This window comes from Streptomyces zhihengii, assembly GCF_016919245.1.
GTDB classification, from domain to species: Bacteria; Actinomycetota; Actinomycetes; order Streptomycetales; family Streptomycetaceae; genus Streptomyces; species Streptomyces zhihengii.
This window is the reverse complement of sequence record NZ_JAFEJA010000001.1, coordinates 5,266,095-5,282,680: the sequence shown is the minus strand read 5'-3', so window position 1 is coordinate 5,282,680 and position 16,586 is coordinate 5,266,095. Positions and strand designations below refer to the sequence as shown.

At 72.3% G+C, this 16,586-nt stretch carries 14 protein-coding genes and 1 tRNA gene; 11 read left to right on the top strand and 4 right to left on the bottom strand.

Annotation, left to right across the window (positions count from 1 at the left end; genetic code table 11):
• Positions 1-170 precede the first annotated feature (170 nt).
• Genes JE024_RS22450 through JE024_RS22435 form a run of 4 tightly spaced genes read left to right on the top strand, consistent with a single transcriptional unit; the run spans position 171 to position 5,215 of the window.
• Positions 171-1,613 (top strand): pyridoxal phosphate-dependent decarboxylase family protein, encoded by a 1,443-nt coding sequence (locus tag JE024_RS22450; RefSeq protein ID WP_205375305.1) that lies wholly within the window; start codon positions 171-173, stop codon positions 1,611-1,613.
• Positions 1,597-2,889, top strand: a complete 1,293-nt coding sequence (locus JE024_RS22445; RefSeq protein WP_205375304.1) for a lysine N(6)-hydroxylase/L-ornithine N(5)-oxygenase family protein — start codon at positions 1,597-1,599, stop codon at positions 2,887-2,889. The genes JE024_RS22450 and JE024_RS22445 overlap by 17 nt, the downstream gene beginning before the upstream one ends.
• Positions 2,886-3,434 (top strand): GNAT family N-acetyltransferase, encoded by a 549-nt coding sequence (locus JE024_RS22440; RefSeq protein WP_205375303.1) that lies wholly within the window; start codon positions 2,886-2,888, stop codon positions 3,432-3,434. Before JE024_RS22445 ends, JE024_RS22440 begins: the two co-directional genes overlap by 4 nt.
• Positions 3,431-5,215 (top strand): IucA/IucC family protein, encoded by a 1,785-nt coding sequence (locus JE024_RS22435; RefSeq protein WP_205375302.1) that lies wholly within the window; start codon positions 3,431-3,433, stop codon positions 5,213-5,215. The genes JE024_RS22440 and JE024_RS22435 overlap by 4 nt, the downstream gene beginning before the upstream one ends.
• A 509-nt stretch (positions 5,216-5,724) precedes the next feature.
• Here JE024_RS22435 and JE024_RS22430 read toward each other — a convergent pair.
• Positions 5,725-7,386 (bottom strand): beta-N-acetylhexosaminidase, encoded by a 1,662-nt coding sequence (locus JE024_RS22430; protein ID WP_372449828.1) that lies wholly within the window; start codon positions 7,384-7,386, stop codon positions 5,725-5,727.
• 127 nt (positions 7,387-7,513) lie between these two features.
• Between JE024_RS22430 and JE024_RS22425 the strand changes: the two genes are divergently transcribed.
• The 3 genes from JE024_RS22425 to glmS all read left to right on the top strand — a co-directional run bounded on the left by JE024_RS22425 (position 7,514) and on the right by glmS (position 10,663).
• Positions 7,514-8,446 (top strand): DUF4429 domain-containing protein, encoded by a 933-nt coding sequence (locus JE024_RS22425; protein ID WP_205375301.1) that lies wholly within the window; start codon positions 7,514-7,516, stop codon positions 8,444-8,446.
• 65 nt (positions 8,447-8,511) lie between these two features.
• Positions 8,512-8,790 carry a hypothetical protein gene (locus tag JE024_RS22420; RefSeq protein ID WP_147986599.1) on the top strand — a complete coding sequence of 93 codons (279 nt, stop codon included), beginning with the start codon at positions 8,512-8,514 and terminating at the stop codon, positions 8,788-8,790.
• A gap of 55 nt (positions 8,791-8,845) precedes the next feature.
• Positions 8,846-10,663: a glutamine--fructose-6-phosphate transaminase (isomerizing) gene (gene glmS / locus JE024_RS22415; RefSeq protein WP_205375300.1), complete on the top strand. Its 1,818-nt coding sequence runs from the start codon at positions 8,846-8,848 to the stop codon at positions 10,661-10,663.
• A 99-nt stretch (positions 10,664-10,762) separates the two neighbouring features.
• On the opposite strand, the gene JE024_RS22410 is transcribed toward glmS, so the two are convergent.
• Together JE024_RS22410 and JE024_RS22405 are read right to left on the bottom strand one after the other, a co-directional pair.
• Complete coding sequence (locus JE024_RS22410; RefSeq protein ID WP_205375299.1) at positions 10,763-11,335, bottom strand: GPR1/FUN34/YaaH family transporter; 573 nt, start codon at positions 11,333-11,335, stop codon at positions 10,763-10,765.
• A 362-nt stretch (positions 11,336-11,697) separates the two neighbouring features.
• Positions 11,698-12,219 (bottom strand): universal stress protein, encoded by a 522-nt coding sequence (locus JE024_RS22405; protein ID WP_147986602.1) that lies wholly within the window; start codon positions 12,217-12,219, stop codon positions 11,698-11,700.
• Between the two features lie 305 nt (positions 12,220-12,524).
• Between JE024_RS22405 and JE024_RS22400 the strand changes: the two genes are divergently transcribed.
• From JE024_RS22400 to JE024_RS22385, 4 genes are all read left to right on the top strand, one after another.
• Positions 12,525-12,869, top strand: coding sequence for a hypothetical protein (locus JE024_RS22400; RefSeq protein ID WP_205376779.1), 345 nt, complete (start codon positions 12,525-12,527; stop codon positions 12,867-12,869).
• Between the two features lie 387 nt (positions 12,870-13,256).
• Positions 13,257-14,459, top strand: a complete 1,203-nt coding sequence (locus JE024_RS22395) for a helix-turn-helix domain-containing protein (protein WP_205375298.1) — start codon at positions 13,257-13,259, stop codon at positions 14,457-14,459.
• 172 nt (positions 14,460-14,631) lie between these two features.
• The gene (gene orn, locus JE024_RS22390) at positions 14,632-15,243 is read left to right on the top strand and encodes an oligoribonuclease (RefSeq protein WP_205375297.1); all 612 of its coding nucleotides are present in this window, start codon (positions 14,632-14,634) and stop codon (positions 15,241-15,243) included.
• 103 nt (positions 15,244-15,346) lie between these two features.
• Positions 15,347-15,419, top strand: a tRNA-His gene (locus JE024_RS22385).
• Between the two features lie 80 nt (positions 15,420-15,499).
• On the opposite strand, the gene JE024_RS22380 is transcribed toward JE024_RS22385, so the two are convergent.
• Positions 15,500-16,552: a LacI family DNA-binding transcriptional regulator gene (locus JE024_RS22380; RefSeq protein ID WP_205375296.1), complete on the bottom strand. Its 1,053-nt coding sequence runs from the start codon at positions 16,550-16,552 to the stop codon at positions 15,500-15,502.
• Positions 16,553-16,586: the final 34 nt, after the last annotated feature.

Genomic DNA, 16,586 nt, shown 5'->3' with positions numbered 1-16,586 from the left:
CGGGCCGACTTGACCGGTGCCCCGGTGTGTGAACAACGGCACACCCGCCTCCCCGGCCCGGGGATGAGACGAGATCGAACTTAGGTTAGGCTAACCTAAGTTAATCGCCCCTCACCCCCCGCTCCTGTCCCCGAGAGGCGACCACGTCCCCGCACCCGGGAGGGCATTGCATGCGCTCGCACCTGCTCAACGACACGACGGCGGAGCACTACCGGCGCTCCGTGACCGAAGGGGTCGAGCGCGTCGCGGCCAAACTCGCCTCCACCCAGCGCCCGTTCACCGGCGTCACCCCCGACCGGCTCGCCCCGGTCGTCGCCGCCGTCGACCTGGACACCCCGCTCGCGGACGCCTCCGCCGCCCTCGACGAGCTGGAGGAGGTGTACCTGCGCGACGCGGTCTACTTCCACAGCCCGCGCTACCTCGCCCACCTCAACTGCCCGGTCGTCATCCCCGCCGTGCTCGGCGAGGCGGTCCTCTCCGCGGTCAACTCCTCGCTGGACACCTGGGACCAGAGCGCCGGCGGCACCCTGATCGAGCGCAAGCTCATCGACTGGACGTGCGCCCGCGCCGGTCTCGGCCCCGCCGCCGACGGCGTCTTCACCTCCGGCGGCACCCAGTCCAACCTCCAGGCGCTGCTGCTCGCCCGCCAGGAGGCGAAGACCACCGACCTGTCGAAACTGCGCATCTTCGCCTCCGAGTGCAGCCACTTCAGCGTCCAGAAGTCCGCCACCCTGCTCGGCCTCGGCCCGGAGGCCGTCGTCTCCGTCCCCGTCGACCGCACCAAGCGCATGCAGACCGTCGCCCTCGAAGCCGAGCTCATGGGCTGCGTCAGCGAGGGCCTGGTGCCCATGGCGATCGTCGCGACCGCCGGCACCACCGACTTCGGCTCCATCGACCCGCTGCCCGAGATCGCCGCGCTCGCCCGGCAGTACGAGACCTGGATGCACGTGGACGCCGCCTACGGCTGCGGACTGCTGGTCTCCCCCACCCGGCGCGGTCTCCTCGACGGCATCGAGCGGGCCGACTCCGTCACCGTCGACTTCCACAAGTCCTTCTTCCAGCCGGTCAGTTCCTCCGCGCTGCTGGTCCGCGACGCCGCCACGCTGCGCCACGCGACCTACCACGCCGAGTACCTCAACCCGCGCCGGACGCTGGAGGAGAAGATCCCCAACCAGGTCGACAAGTCCCTCCAGACCACCCGCCGCTTCGACGCGCTCAAGCTGTGGATGACGCTGCGGGTGATGGGCGCCGAGGGCATCGGCGGGCTCTTCGACGAGGTGTGCGACCTGGCGGCCGCCGGCTGGGAGCTGCTCGCCGCCGACCCGCGCTACGACGTCGTCGTCCAGCCCCAGCTCTCCACCCTGGTCTACCGCTACATCCCGGAGTCCGTCACCAGCCCGGTCCTGATCGACCAGGCCAACCTGCACGCCCGCAAGGCCCTCTTCGCCTCCGGCGAGGCCGTGGTCGCGGGCACCAAGGTGGCGGGCCGCCAGTACCTGAAGTTCACCCTGCTCAACCCCGAGACCACCACCGGCGACATCGCCGCCGTGCTCGACCTGATAGCCGGCCACGCCGAGCAGTTCCTTGGAGAGAACCTTGTCCACGCTTCCTGACGCCCGTGGGACGCACGCCCGCGAGAGTTACGACTTCATCGGGATCGGGCTCGGTCCCTTCAATCTCGGCCTCGCCTGCCTGACCGAGCCGATCGACACCCTGAACGGCCTGTTCCTGGAGTCCAAGCCGGACTTCGAGTGGCACTCGGGCATGTTCCTCGACGGCGCCCACCTCCAGACGCCGTTCATGTCGGACCTGGTCACGCTCGCCGACCCGACCTCGCCGTACTCCTTCCTCAACTACCTGAAGGAGAAGGGCCGGCTGTACTCGTTCTACATCCGCGAGAACTTCTATCCGCTGCGCGTCGAGTACAACGACTACTGCCGCTGGGCCGCCGCGAAGCTGAGCAGCATCCGCTTCGGCACGACCGTCACCTCCGTCGAGTACGACGCCGAGGGCGAGGTGTACGTGGTGCGCACCGCCGACGACGCATTCACCGCCCGCCGCATCGTGCTCGGCACCGGCACCCCGCCGTACCTGCCCGAGTCCTGCCGGGGCGTGGGCGGCGACCTGCTGCACAACTCGCGGTACATGGAGCACAAGGAGTCCCTCCAGAAGAAGGACTCCATCACCCTGGTGGGCAGCGGCCAGAGCGCCGCCGAGATCTACTACGACCTGCTGTCGGAGATCGACGTCCACGGCTACCGGCTGAACTGGGTCACCCGTTCGCCGCGGTTCTTCCCGCTGGAGTACACCAAGCTCACGCTGGAGATGACCTCCCCGGAGTACATCGACTACTTCCACGCGCTGCCGGAGGCCACCCGCTACCGGCTGGAGGCCCAGCAGAAGGGCCTCTTCAAGGGCATCGACTCGGAGCTGATCGACGCGATCTTCGACCTGCTCTACCAGAAGAACCTCTCCGGCCCGGTGTCCACCCGGCTGCTCACCAACTCCGCGCTGCACACCGTGGCGTACGAGGACGGCACCTACACCCTCGGCCTGCGGCAGGAGGAGCAGGGCAAGGACTACACCCTGGACACCCAGGGCCTGGTGCTGGCCACCGGCTACAAGTACGCCACCCCCGAGTTCCTGGAGCCGGTCGCCGACCGCATCCGGCTCGACGGCCAGGGACGCTTCGACGTGGCCCGCAACTACTCGATCGACACCGCCGGCCGGGAGATCTTCCTCCAGAACGCCGGCGTGCACACCCACTCGATCACCTCGCCCGACCTGGGCATGGGCCCGTACCGCAACGCGTACATCATCCGCGAGCTGCTCGGCAGCGAGTACTACGCGGTGGAGAAGTCCATCGCCTTCCAGGAGTTCTCCGTATGAGCACCGCCGTCCCCGGCGCCTTCACCGTCCGGCCGCTCGACCCGCTGGCCGACGCGGAGCTGCTGCACCGCTGGGTCACCCACCCGAAAGCCGCGTTCTGGATGATGCAGGACGCGAAACTGGAGGACGTCGAGCGCGAGTACATGCGCATCGCCGCCCATGAGCACCACCACGCCTTCATCGGCCTGCACGACGGCGAGCCCGTCTTCCTGATGGAGAGCTACGACCCCCGGTACGTGGAGCTCCCCGGCCTGTACGAGCCCGAGCCCGGCGACGTGGGGATGCACTTCCTGGTCGCCCCCACCGACACGCCCGTGCGCGGCTTCACCCTGGCGGTGATCACCGCGGTGATGCGGGAGCTGTTCGCCGATCCCGCCGCGCGGCGGGTGGTCGTGGAGCCCGACGTCTCCAACACGGCCGTGCACCGGCTCAACGAGGCCGTCGGATTCGTCGCCGCCGACAAGATCGTCAAACCCGAGAAGGAGGCCCTGCTGAGCTTCTGCACCCGCGCCCAGTTCGCCGCCGCCACGGGAGTCGCCGTATGAACCCTGCCGCCTTCAGCCCCGTCGCCCACCTCACCCCGGCCCGCTGGGCCGACGCCAACCGCCAGTTGGTGCGCAAGGCCCTCGCCGAGTTCGCCCACGAACGGCTGCTGACCCCGGAACCGGCCGGTGACGGCTGGCGGGTGTTCAGCGACGACGGCGCGACCGAGTACCGCTTCCGTGCCGAGCGCTACGCCCTCGACCACTGGCAGGTGGAGGCCGCCTCGATCACCCGCCACCGCGACGGCGGGGAACTGCCGCTCGACGCGCTCCGGTTCGTCATCGAGATGCGCGGCGCGCTCGGTCTGAGCGACGCGATCCTGCCGGTCTACCTGGAGGAGATCTCCTCCACCCTCTCCGGCACCGCGTACAAGTCCGCCAAGCCCGAGGTCAGCGCCGCCGAACTGGCGCGGGCGGACTTCCAGGCGATCGAGACCGGGATGACCGAGGGCCACCCCTGCTTCGTCGCCAACAACGGCCGGCTGGGCTTCGGCATCGACGAGTACCACGCCTACGCCCCCGAGGCGGCGTCCGGCATCCACCTGGTGTGGCTCGCCGCCCACCGCGACCGGGCCACCTTCACCGCGGGCGCGGGCATCGCGTACGAGGCGTTCGTGCGCGCCGAGCTCGGCGACGGATGCGTCGACGGCTTCGCCAAGACCCTCGCCGACCAGGGCCTGGACCTGGACGACTACCTGCTGATGCCCGTCCACCCCTGGCAGTGGTGGAACAAGCTGTCGGTCACCTTCGCCGCCGAGATCGCCCAGCAGCGCCTGGTCTACCTCGGCACGGGCGACGACACCTATCTCGCACAGCAGTCGATCCGCACCTTCTTCAACACCAGCGACCCGGCGAAGCACTATGTGAAGACGGCCATGTCCGTGCTGAACATGGGCTTCATGCGGGGCCTCTCGGCCGCCTACATGGAGGCCACGCCCGCCATCAACGACTGGCTGGCCCAGCTCATCGACGGGGACGACGTGCTGAGGTCGGCACGCTTCTCGATCATCCGGGAGTGCGCCGCGGTCGGCTACCGGCACCTGGAGTACGAGGCCGCCACCGACCGGTACTCCCCGTACCGCAAGATGCTCGCCGCGCTGTGGCGCGAGAGCCCCGTCCCCACGCTCGGCGAGGGGCAGCGGGTGACGACCATGGCGGCGCTGCTGCACACCGACCACGAGGGGGCGTCCTTCGCGGGCGCGCTGATCGCCGGCTCCGGGCTGACCCCGGCCGAGTGGCTGCGGCGCTACCTGGACGCCTACCTGCTGCCGGTGCTGCACACCTTCTACGCCTACGACCTGGTGTTCATGCCGCACGGCGAGAACGTGATCCTGGTCCTCGACGAGAAGGGCGCGGTCGACCGGGCGATCTTCAAGGACATCGCCGAGGAGATCGCGGTGATGGACCCGGACGCGGTGCTGCCGCCGGCCGTGGAACGCATCAGGGTCGACGTGCCGGACGAGACCAAACTGCTGTCCGTCTTCACCGATGTCTTCGACTGCTTCCTGCGCTTCCTCGGCGCCACGCTCGCCGCCGAGGACGTCATGGACGAGGACGCCTTCTGGGGCACGGTCGCCGCCTGTGTGCGGGGCTACCAGGAGTCGGTGCCGCAGCTCGCGGACAGGTTCGCCCAGTACGACATGTTCGCCGGGGAGTTCGCGCTGTCCTGCCTCAACCGGCTCCAGCTGCGCAACAACCAGCAGATGGTGGACCTGGCCGACCCGTCGGCGGCCCTCCAGTTCGTCGGCACCCTGGAGAACCCGATCGCGCGGTTCGCCGCGTAACGGCCGTCCCGCGTGCGGTTCCGGCGGGTCCGCCCGCCGCGCACCGGACGCGGGACGGTCCGGTCTCCCGTGTCCCCGGGCCGTACGGTCCGGGGCACCGGGCGGCCGGGCCCGGCGGATCATGGTCCCGACCGCCGGGTCCGGTGCACGGGCCGCCCGCCGCCGCCCGGCGGCGGGCCCCCGGGCCCCGTCGTCCGGGCCCCCGCGGGTACGCGAGCCCGCGGGGCCCGGACGCGGGGCCGTATCGGCCACGGGCGCCCCCGGGTACGGTCCCCGGGGGCGCCCGTACCTCTTCGGCGCCCCTCCGTCACCGCGCCGCGCCGGCGGCCACGGACACCGCCCACGCCCGGCACCGCTCAATCACCGCGCCGCTCCCCCGGTCACCGCCCACGCCCACGCCCGGCACCGCTCAATCACCGCGCCGCTCCGGCGGCCACGGACACCGCCCACGCCCGGCACCGCTCAATCACCGCGCCGCTCCCCCGGTCACCGCCCACGCCCGGCACCCGTCAGTCACCGCTCCCGGCCGCCGGCCACGGCACCTGGGGCGAGCGGTGGAAGCCGATGCCGAGCGCCTCCATCCGGGGCCCCTGCGCCGCGAGGCGGAGCCGGTAGTCCTCCCAGTCGTGCGCCCGGGCCGGCGACCAGCCCAGCTCGGCCACCCCGGGCAGCCGCGGGAACGCCATCCGGTCGAGGTCCTCGTCCGAGGAGAGGGTCTCCGTCCACAGCGGCGCCTCCACACCGGCGATCGCGCTCGCGGGCGCTCCCGCCAGATAGCTGCCCGGGTCCCAGTCGTAGGAGCGCCGGACCTCGACGTAGCCCGCCCAGGAGAGGCCGAGCCGGGTGTTCTCGTCGTACTTCATGTCGAGGTAGGTCCGGTCGGCCGGGGAGAGCACGAGCCGGGTGCCGGCCCGGGCCGCCGCGGCCACCCGCTCCTTCTCCGCCGCGCTCGTGCGGTCGAGTCCCCAGTACTGCGCGACGGCCCCCTCGGCGGGCGTCGCCCCCGTGAGCTGGTGCCAGCCGACGACGGTCTTGCCGTGGCGCGCGACCACGGGCTGCACCCGCGCCATGAACGCCGCGTAGTCCTCGTGGCTGGTGGAGTGCGCCTCGTCACCGCCGATGTGCAGGTACCGGCCGGGGGTGAGCGCGGCGATCTCGCCGATCACGTCCTCCACGAAGTCGTAGGTGACCTCCTTCGGCACGCACAGCGAGCTGAAGCCGACCGAGGTGCCCGTGTAGAGCGGCGGGGCGACGCCGTCGCAGTTGAGCTCGGCGTAGGAGGCGAGGGCCGCGTTGGTGTGGCCCGGCAGGTCGATCTCCGGCACCACCTCGATGTGCCGGGCCGCCGCGTAGCGGACGATGTCGCGGTACTGGGCCTTGGTGTAGTGGCCGCCCGGGCCGCCGCCGACCTCCGTCGAACCGCCGTACTCCGCGAGGCGCGGCCAGGAGTCGACGGCGATGCGCCAGCCCTGGTCGTCGGAGAGGTGGAGGTGCAGGGTGTTCATCCTGTAGAGGGCGATGTGGTCGATGTAGCGCTTGACCTGCGCGGCCTCCAGGAAGTGGCGTGAGACGTCGAGCATCGCGCCGCGCCAGGCGAACCGCGGGGTGTCCGTGACGGTGCCGCCCGCGACCTGCCAGGGGCCGGGCTGCACGGTGTCCCGCTCCACCCGGGACGGCAGTTGCTGGCGCAGCGTCTGCACGCCGCGGAAGAGGCCGGCCTCGCGGTACGCGGTGAGGGTCAGACCGCCGGGCGCGGAGTGCAGCCGGTAGCCCTCCTCGCCGAGCGCCCGTTCCCCGGCGTCGAGCCGCAGCCGGACGGCGCCCGGCGAGGGGCGGTCGGTGACGGGCAGCGCGTAGCCGGTGGACGGGCGCAGCACCCGGGCGAGCTGCTCGGCGACGGCCCGCGCCTGGCGGGAGCCGTCGGTGCTGATGCGCGTCGAGGGCGTCAGCGCGAAGGGGGCGCCGCCGGGCCGCACCGAGGCGGGGACGGGGACGATCCGCCCGAGCGGGCGGACGGCGGGCTCCTCGGCCGCCGGGCCGCCCGCGGCCGAGGCGCCGGAGGCCGTGACGGCGGTCAGCAGCAGCACCGCGGCCAGCAGCCGCGGGAACCGGGGCGGCCGGGCGGATCGGAGAGGGCTCAGGGCGCGGACACTCGGTCTGGGCTGACTCACAGGGTTCCCTTCGGCGGGGGCGTCGTCCGTGCGTTCGGCAACCGGTCTCGGCTCATGCGTAGCGCGCGCCCCAACTGCGGTCAAGGTCCAGACCACTTGCCGCGGGAGAGATGGAACAATCGGCGTCGTGGCAGAAATCATCCAGAAGGACGGAACCTGGTCGTTCGACGGCGACACGGTCCGCATCGTGCCCGGCAGCGACAAGGGCGTCAGCAGGCTGCGCCGCACCCTGGGGGAGATCGGCGTCCCGCTGCGGGCGGTGGCCGGCCTCTCCTACGAACCGGGCAAGAAGGCCGGGCGGCTGCGGCTGCGGCTGCGCGACGGCGCCGACCCGCTGGCGCAGATCACCGGCGGGAGCCTGGACGACGCGTCGGACCCCTACCGGCTGAAGGTCGACAACGACCGCTCGGGCGTCGCCGAGTACCTGGTGGACGAGGTGCGCACCGCGCTGCTGCTGGAGCAGGTGCCCCAGGGGCCCGCCGACGGCTATCTGCTGCCCGGGCCGGCGGTGCCCATCACCGTCTCCGCGGGGGACGCCACGGTCTCCTTCGACGGGGAGCGGATCCGGCTGGAGTTCAAGTGGCAGGCGGAGGAGGCCAAGCTGTCGGGCGGCCCGCGCACCCTGGCGCTGGCCGAGGTGAGCGCCGTGGAGTGGATGCCCTCGGCCTCCCTGGAGAACGGCTTCCTGCGGTTCAGCGGCCCCTGGACGGGCCCGGGCCGGCAGGAGCCGAAGTACGACCCGTACGCGGTCGAGCTGTGGGGTTTCCGCAACGACCCGCTGATGGCGCTGGTCGGCGCGGCCGTGGTGGCCCGGATGCCGCACCCGCGCGCGGCGTCCGGGAACGGGGCGGCCGCCGCGGCGCTGCCCCCGGCTCCCGCGCCGGAGCCGGCCGCGCAGGTGACCGCCGGCCCCTCCGCGACGCCCCCGGGCGAGGAGGGCGGCCACGATCACGACGCCCTGCTGCGCCGACTGCGCGAACTGGGCGAGCTGTACAGCGCGGGGATCCTGACCGACGAGGAGTTCGCCACCGCGAAACAGGCCGTACTGCGAAGGATGTGACACACCCTGCCCGATATCGGGCAGGATTCTTGCGAAGGCGCCTCCTTTCCCTCCAATATCTACGGGTGCTCGAACACCGCCCGTCGTCCCACGACGACCTCGTCGATCACCTGGTGCGCAGCACCGCGCTCCAGCGCGGCGAAGCGGCCCGGGTGGTGCTCGACGTGCTGGCGTACTTCGACGAGACGACGGAGGAGTTCGTCCGCCGCCGCCACCGCGAGCTCCAGTCCGGCGGCGCGGTGAACGCCGAGATCTTCGAGCGCATCGCGGCGGAACTGCCGCACCGCGCCGTGGCGCCGCCGGAGCTCTCGCTCCGGCAGCTCCGCCGCATGGTCTACGGCTGACGCGGCCCGTCGTCGCGGGCGAGCACACCACTGAACTACGGAGGGGCAAGACTCTATGTGCGGAATTGTCGGTTACATCGGCAAGCGTGACGTGGCTCCGCTGCTGCTGGAAGGGCTGCAGCGCCTGGAGTACCGGGGGTACGACTCGGCGGGCGTGGTGATCAACAGCCCCAAGGCCGCCGCGCTGAAGATGGTCAAGGCCAAGGGCCGGGTCCGCGACCTGGAGGCCCGCGTCCCCAAGCGCTTCTCCGGCACCACCGGCATCGCCCACACCCGCTGGGCCACCCACGGCGCCCCGAGCGACATCAACTCGCACCCGCACCTCGACGCCGACAACAAGGTCGCCGTCGTCCACAACGGCATCGTGGACAACGCCGCCGAGCTGCGCGCGAAGCTGGAGTCCGACGGCATCGTCTTCCTCTCGGAGACGGACACCGAGGTCATCACCCACCTGATCGCCCGCTCCCAGGCCACCACCCTGGAGGAGAAGGTCCGCGAGGCCGTCAAGGCGATCGAGGGCACCTACGGCGTCGCCGTCATGCACGCCGACTTCCCCGACCGCATCGTGGTCGCCCGCAACGGCTCCCCGGTCGTCCTCGGCATCGGCGACAAGGAGATGTTCGTCGCCTCCGACATCGCCGCCCTGGTCGCCCACACCCGCCAGATCGTCACCCTCGACGACGGCGAGATGGCCACCCTCAAGGCCGACGACTTCCGCACGTACACGACCTCCGGCGCGACGACCACCGCCACCCCGGAGACCGTGGAGTGGGAGGCCGCCTCCTACGACATGGGCGGCCACGACACGTACATGCACAAGGAGATCAGCGAGCAGCCCGACGCGGTCGACCGCGTGCTGCGCGGCCGCATCGACGACCGGTTCAACACCGTGCACCTGGGCGGCCTGAACCTGGACCCGCGCGAGGCCCGCGGCATCCGCCGGGTGAAGATCCTCGGCTGCGGCACCTCGTACCACGCCGGCCTGATCGGCGCCGGGCTCATCGAGTCCCTGGCCCGCATCCCCGCGGACGCCGAGCCGGCCTCCGAGTTCCGCTACCGCAACCCGGTGGTGGACCCGGACACCCTCTACATCGCCGTCTCCCAGTCCGGTGAGACCTACGACGTCCTCGCGGCCGTCCAGGAGCTCAAGCGCAAGGGCGGCCGGGTGCTCGGCGTCGTCAACGTCGTCGGCTCGGCGATCGCCCGCGAGGCGGACGGCGGCACGTACGTGCACGCCGGCCCCGAGGTCTGCGTCGTCTCCACCAAGTGCTTCACCAACACGGTCGTCGCCTTCGCGCTGATCGCCCTGCACCTCGGCCGCATCCGGGACCTGTCCGTCGCCGAGGGCCGCCGGATCATCGAGGGCCTGCGCAAGCTGCCCGGCCAGATCAGCGAGATCCTGGAGACCGAGGGCGAGATCAAGAAGCTGGCCGAGCAGTACGCGGACGCCAAGTCGATGATGTTCATCGGCCGGGTGCGCGGCTACCCGGTCGCGCTGGAGGCCTCCCTGAAGCTCAAGGAGATCTCCTACATCCACGCCGAGGCCTACCCCGCCTCCGAGCTCAAGCACGGCCCGCTCGCCCTGATCGAGCCCGCGCTGCCGACCGTCGCGATCGTGCCGGACGACGAGCTGCTGGAGAAGAACCGCGCGGCGATGGAGGAGATCAAGGCCCGCTCCGGCCGGATACTGGCCGTCGCCCACCGCGAGCAGGAGAAGGCCGACCACACCATCGTGGTGCCGAAGAACGAGGACGAGCTGGACCCGATCCTGATGGGCATCCCGCTCCAGCTCCTCGCCTACCACACGGCCCTGGCCCTCGGCCGGGACATCGACAAGCCGCGCAACCTGGCGAAGTCCGTCACCGTCGAGTAGGACGGCACCGGCCGGACACGGAGAACGCCCCCTGCCTCGACGCAGGGGGCGTTCTCCGTGCCGCCGGCGCGCAACCCCTCGCGCCGGCCCTCAGGCCGCTCAGCCGGTGGCCGTCACCCCCCGGCCGGCGGCGCGTCCGGTGAACGTGGGCCACTTGGCGAGCGCGGCGGTCGCTCCGTACCAGGCCAGCAGGCCCGCGACGGCGCCGACCCAGCCGCCCGCCTTCGCGAGCGCCTCGTTGCCCGCGAAGGCGGCCGCGCCGCCGAGCAGCAGGGACAGGCACAGCAGCCCGTAGACGCCCTGGCCCAGCACGCCGGTGCCCGACGAGGCGGCCGTCAGCGTCAGCGCCAGCAGCGCCCACAGCAGCAGGAACAGGCCCGCCGCCTCGGCGGACACCTCGGAGCCCACTCCCGTGCCCCAGGTGAACCAGAACGCCCCGAGGCCGGCGTACGCCGTCCCCGACGCGCCGTCGCCCGCCCGGAATTCGAGCAGTCCGACGACGAAGAGGGTGACTCCGCCGACCCAGGTCGCGAGGGCCGCGGCGTCGGTCGCCCCCACGTTGTCGATCACTCCGGTCGCGCCGGCGCCGAACGCCAGCAGAGTCAGTCCGAGTGCGAGACGGCCGAGGATCGCGGTCGATCCGGCGCTTCCCGCAGAGACGTCGTTGTCCACGGCGGGCTCCCTTCCTGTCCGTGCAGTCGTGCTGCACCGTGCTGCCAAGTGCTGTGGACCCAGCGACCGATATGTACCCTTCACAAGCGCACAACCAACCTCGCGGAAGCATCCGGATTCAACTGTTTCCAGGGCGAGTTGACGTGCCGTCACCAGCGGGAAGGGACAGCGGCAACGGGACGGGAGTGACACCCCGCGGCACGCGCGCGAGGTACGCGGAGGGCGGCGCGGGGCACGGGGCGCGGCAGGGGGACGCACGGCGGAGGGCAACACGGAACGCGGCAGCAGGAAGCGCGGCACGACGACAGCGGCGACAGCGGCGACAGCACGGAACGCGGTACGGCGGAACGCGGCGCGGTGCGCTACGGGATGACGATCACCGGGCGCTTCGCGCGCCGGGCGAGGCGGCCCGCGACCGAGCCGAAGATCCGCCCCACGAGGCCGTGCGTGGAGCCGACCACGATCGCGTCGGCCGAGTACTCCCGGCCGACCTCCTCCAGTTCGTGGCAGATGTCGCCGCCGCGCTCCACGAGGATCCAGGGGACCTCGCTCAGGTAGTCCGCGCAGGCGAGTTCGAGACCGAGCACCTCGGTGCGGTGGTCCGGGACGTCCACGAAGACGGGCGGCTCGCAGCCCGCCCAGACGGTGGTCGGCAGCCGGTTGGCGACATGGACGATGATCAGGCCGGAGCCCGACCGGCAGGCCATGCCGATGGCGTAGGCGAGCGCCCGCTCACTGGAGGTCGAGCCGTCGAAGCCGACGACTACTCCGTGCTGGAAGGCGGGATCGCAGGAGTGACATGACTCTTCTGCCGCTCGCAGGTCCGACAGGGGGTCGGCGACCTGCTTGCGGTCCGCGGGTTCGGGGATCTCGTGACCGGCCATCGATGTCTCGGCGAAGAACGTCCTCGTGTGAGGGAATGAAGGTGCGGAGCGGACGGGACGGAGCGGTGTCCGGGAAACGTCTTCCCGGCCTCATACCCCCAAGGGTACGGCGGCACTCCTCTCCTGCCCAGGTCCCACTGCCTCATGCACGGCGTTCCAGGGAGCATGCACGAGCACCGCCCGCCCTGGCAATGGCAGGTGGCCCATGCAGCTTCCTGTCCGCTGTCCGGCGGCTGCGCACAGTGACCGGGCGCGGGGCCCGTCGTTTGGCCGGTCGCCCACCCGTCGCGCCCCAGGAGCTCCGAGTGTCCGCACGTCAGCCCGCCGCCGCCCCGGTCCGCCCCGCCCCCGTCACCCCGGCCCGCGGGCCCGCGCCGCGGACGCCGGCCGCCGGCCCCCGCCGTGCGCCGGGCACCCCGGCCGCGGGAAGCGCGGTGCGCTGGGCGGCGTTCGTCTGCCTGCTGGTGCCGGTGACGCTCGCCGCGTACGGGACGTCGGCGGGCGGCGCGGCGACGGCGTGGCTGGGCCTGGCGGCCGTGACGTGCGCCTGCCGGCTGCTGCTGCACCAGTCCCGGAAGAGGGAGGACACCGCCCGGGCGCACCCGCGCGAGGGGGCGCGCAGGGGGGCGGGCGGGGCGCCGCACGTCTGACGGATTCGCACCCTCACAACCGACGGTTTTCAGCCAACTTCTCGCCCCTACCGCCCTCTTGCGGAAAGGGCCGGTCAACCCCCTTGCCACCAGGGAGTACGGGCCCGCGAGCCGGTTTCGCGCCGTACGGGGACGGGCCATGCCCGTCCCATCCACTTCCCTGCGGGCCCCACGGGTGCAACGCTTCGTGATCGAATGCATCGCGCCAAGTTGCCAAGTCGACATAGCAGGGCATGCCGAACTTGCCACAAGGGTGCCACGGGACGCAGTAGATTCGATCATGGGTATCGAAGGCCGGGGGACTCGTGCAGAACCGAGGGGAAACGTGCAGGAGCGAAAGGCCCGAAACGAACGGGGAGACGCGCACTTCGAGGGGGGCTTAGCGTCATGAGTCAGGACTCCGCCGCACCGGAGGCAGCACGGAAACTCTCCGGCCGCCGGCGCCGGGAGGTCGTCGCCGTGCTGCTGTTCAGCGGCGGCCCTATTTTCGAAAGTTCCATCCCGCTCTCGGTGTTCGGAATCGACCGTCAGGACGCCGGAGTTCCCCGCTACCGCCTGCTGGTGTGCGGTGGCGAGGAGGGTCCGCTCAGGACCACGGGCGGATTGGAACTCACGGCACCGTACGGCCTGGAGGCGATCAGCAGAGCGGGCACCGTCGTGGTGCCGGCCTGGCGGTCGATCACCTCGCCGCCACCGCCCGAGGCGCTCGAAGCGCTGCGCCGGGCACACGAGGAGGGCGCCCGCATCGTCGGCCTGTGCACGGGGGCGTTCGTCCTCGCCGCCGCGGGCCTGCTCGACGGCCGCCCCGCGACCACCCACTGGATGTACGCGCCGACGCTGGCCAAGCGTTACCCGTCCGTCCACGTGGACCCGCGTGAGCTGTTCGTCGACGACGGGGACGTCCTCACCTCGGCGGGCACCGCGGCGGGCATCGACCTCTGTCTGCACATAGTGCGCACCGACCACGGCACGGAAGCAGCCGGCGCACTCGCCCGCAGACTGGTCGTCCCCCCGCGTCGCAGTGGCGGTCAGGAGCGCTACCTCGACAGGTCTTTACCAGAGGAAATCGGCTCCGACCCGCTGGCCGAGGTGGTCTCGTGGGCACTGGAGCACCTCCACGAGCAGTTCGACGTGGAGACCCTGGCGGCTCGCGCCTACATGAGCCGCCGGACGTTCGACCGCCGGTTCCGCTCCCTGACGGGTTCGGCTCCGCTCCAGTGGCTGATCACCCAGCGGGTGCTCCAGGCACAGCGGCTGCTGGAGACCTCCGACTACTCGGTCGACGAGGTGGCGGGCCGCTGCGGCTTCCGCTCCCCCGTCGCGCTGCGCGGCCACTTCCGCCGGCAGCTCGGGTCCTCCCCGGCCGCCTACCGGGCGGCCTACCGGGCGCGGCGGCCGCAGGGCGACCCGGGCCACGCGCCGATCGCCGAGGCGGTCGTGCCGGCCCAGGCCGGCATGCGGCGCACGCCGGCCGGTGTGGGAGTGCCGGGGCCGGGCGGCGGACACCTGGAGCCGGGCAAGCCGGGCCAGGAGTACTACACGGGCGGCCACCTGCGTCCGGGTCTGCCCGGGCAGCGGAGCCTGCCGTAGGCGGCGGCGCGCGCACAGCTCGATGACGGGCCGGGGTCCCACGGACCCCGGCCCGTCGCGCGTCCGGCCCCGCGGGAAGACACCCCGCCGCGCCGTGCGAGAGGCCGCCGGCCCCGCACACACCCCGCCGGATCGGGTCGGGGCGGGGAGAACACCTTCTAAGGTAGGGCGCATGAACGATCGCATGGTGTGGATCGACTGCGAGATGACCGGGCTCTCGCTGACGGACGACGCACTCATCGAGGTGGCCGCGCTGGTCACCGACTCGGAACTGAACGTACTCGGCGACGGTGTCGACGTGGTGATCCGCCCGCCGGACGCCGCCCTGGAGACGATGCCCGAGGTGGTGCGGCAGATGCACACCTCGTCCGGCCTCCTCGACGAGCTCGCGGGCGGCACCACGCTCGCCGACGCGGAGGCCCAGGTGCTGGCGTACATCCGCGAGCACGTCAAGGAGCCCGGCAAGGCGCCGCTCTGCGGGAACTCGGTCGGCACCGACCGCGGCTTCCTCGCCCGGGACATGCCCGGCCTGGAGGGCCATCTCCACTACCGGATCGTCGACGTCTCCTCGATCAAGGAGCTGTCGCGCCGCTGGTACCCGAGGGCCTACTTCAACAGCCCGGAGAAGAGCGGCAACCACCGCGCGCTCGCCGACATCCGCGAGTCCATCGCCGAGCTGCGCTACTACCGCGAGGCGGTCTTCGTGCCCCAGCCCGGCCCGGACACCGAGACCGCCCGGGCCATCGCGGCCAAGCACGTCCTCCCCGCGGAGCCCGCGTCGTAGGGCCTCCCGGCCCCCTCGGACCCCCGCGGCGAAACCGTGGCGCGAGCACCCCTCGGAAGCCTGTACACTTTTTCTCGGCCGGTCGGGAAAACGACCGGTCATGGTGGGTGTAGCTCAGCTGGTAGAGCACCTGGTTGTGGTCCAGGATGCCGCGGGTTCGAGTCCCGTCACTCACCCTGATCGTCGAAGGCCGGTCCGCACCGCGGACCGGCCTTCGACGCGTGCGGGGCCGCCCCGGGCGGCCGGGCGCCGCGCCTCAGGACGACTCCCGCACCACCAGCCGGGTCGGCAGCACGATCCGCGGACGCCGCGGCGGGGCCGACGGCGTCGCGATCTCGTCGAGCAGCACCCGCGCCATGGTGCGGCCCATCTCCTCGATCGGCTGCCGCACGCTCGTCAGCGGCGGGTCCATGTGCCGCGCCACCGCCGAGTCGTCGAAGCCCACCAGCGCCACGTCCTCGGGCACCCGGCGGCCCGCCTCGCGCAGCGTGGCGCGGGCGCCGGCCGCCATCACGTCGGAGGCGGCGAAGACGGCGTCCAGGTCGGGCCGGCCGTCGAGCAGGGCGCGCATGGCCCGGCGCCCGCCCTCCTCGGAGAAGTCGGCCTCGGCGGTCAGCCGGGGGTCGGCGTCGAGGCCGGCCCCGGCGACGGCCGAGCGGTAGCCGTCCAGCCGGCGCTGCGCGCCGTACACGTCCAGCGGACCGGTGATCGTGGCGACGGTGCGCCGGCCCCGGGCGGCGAGATGGGCGACGGCCTCGCGGGCGCCCTCGAAGTTGTCGGAGTCGACCGCGGCGAGGGGCTCGTCCGCCGAGCGGCGGCCGCTGATCACCACCGGCACCGACAGCGCTGCGAGCTGGTCCGGGAGCGGGTCGCCCGCGTGCACGGAGACGAGCAGCACGCCGTCCACCCGGTCGGCGGCCAGGTACTGGGCCAGCGTGTCCCGCTCACGCCCCTGGGGCGCCAGCGTCAGCAGGAGCTGCATCCCGGTGCCGGCCAGCCCCGCCCCGGCCCCGCGCACGATGTGCGAGAAGTACGGCTCGGAGAAGAACCGGTCCTGCGACTCGGGCACCACCAGCGCGACGGCGTCCGTGCGGTTCGCGGCGAGGGCGCGGGCCGCCCGGTTCGGCACGTAGCCCAGCTCGGCGATGGCCGCCTCGACCAGACTGCGGGTCTCCTCGCTCACCCGGGGGGAGCCGTTGATCACCCGCGAGACCGTGCCCCGGCCGACGCCCGCGTGGGCGGCCACCTGCTCCAGCGTGGGCCTGCCGGTGCCGCGCCCGGCGTGACCCGTCCTGTTCGTCACAGCCATCGTGTCCGCCCCTCCCCCAGACTTCCCAGGCCGA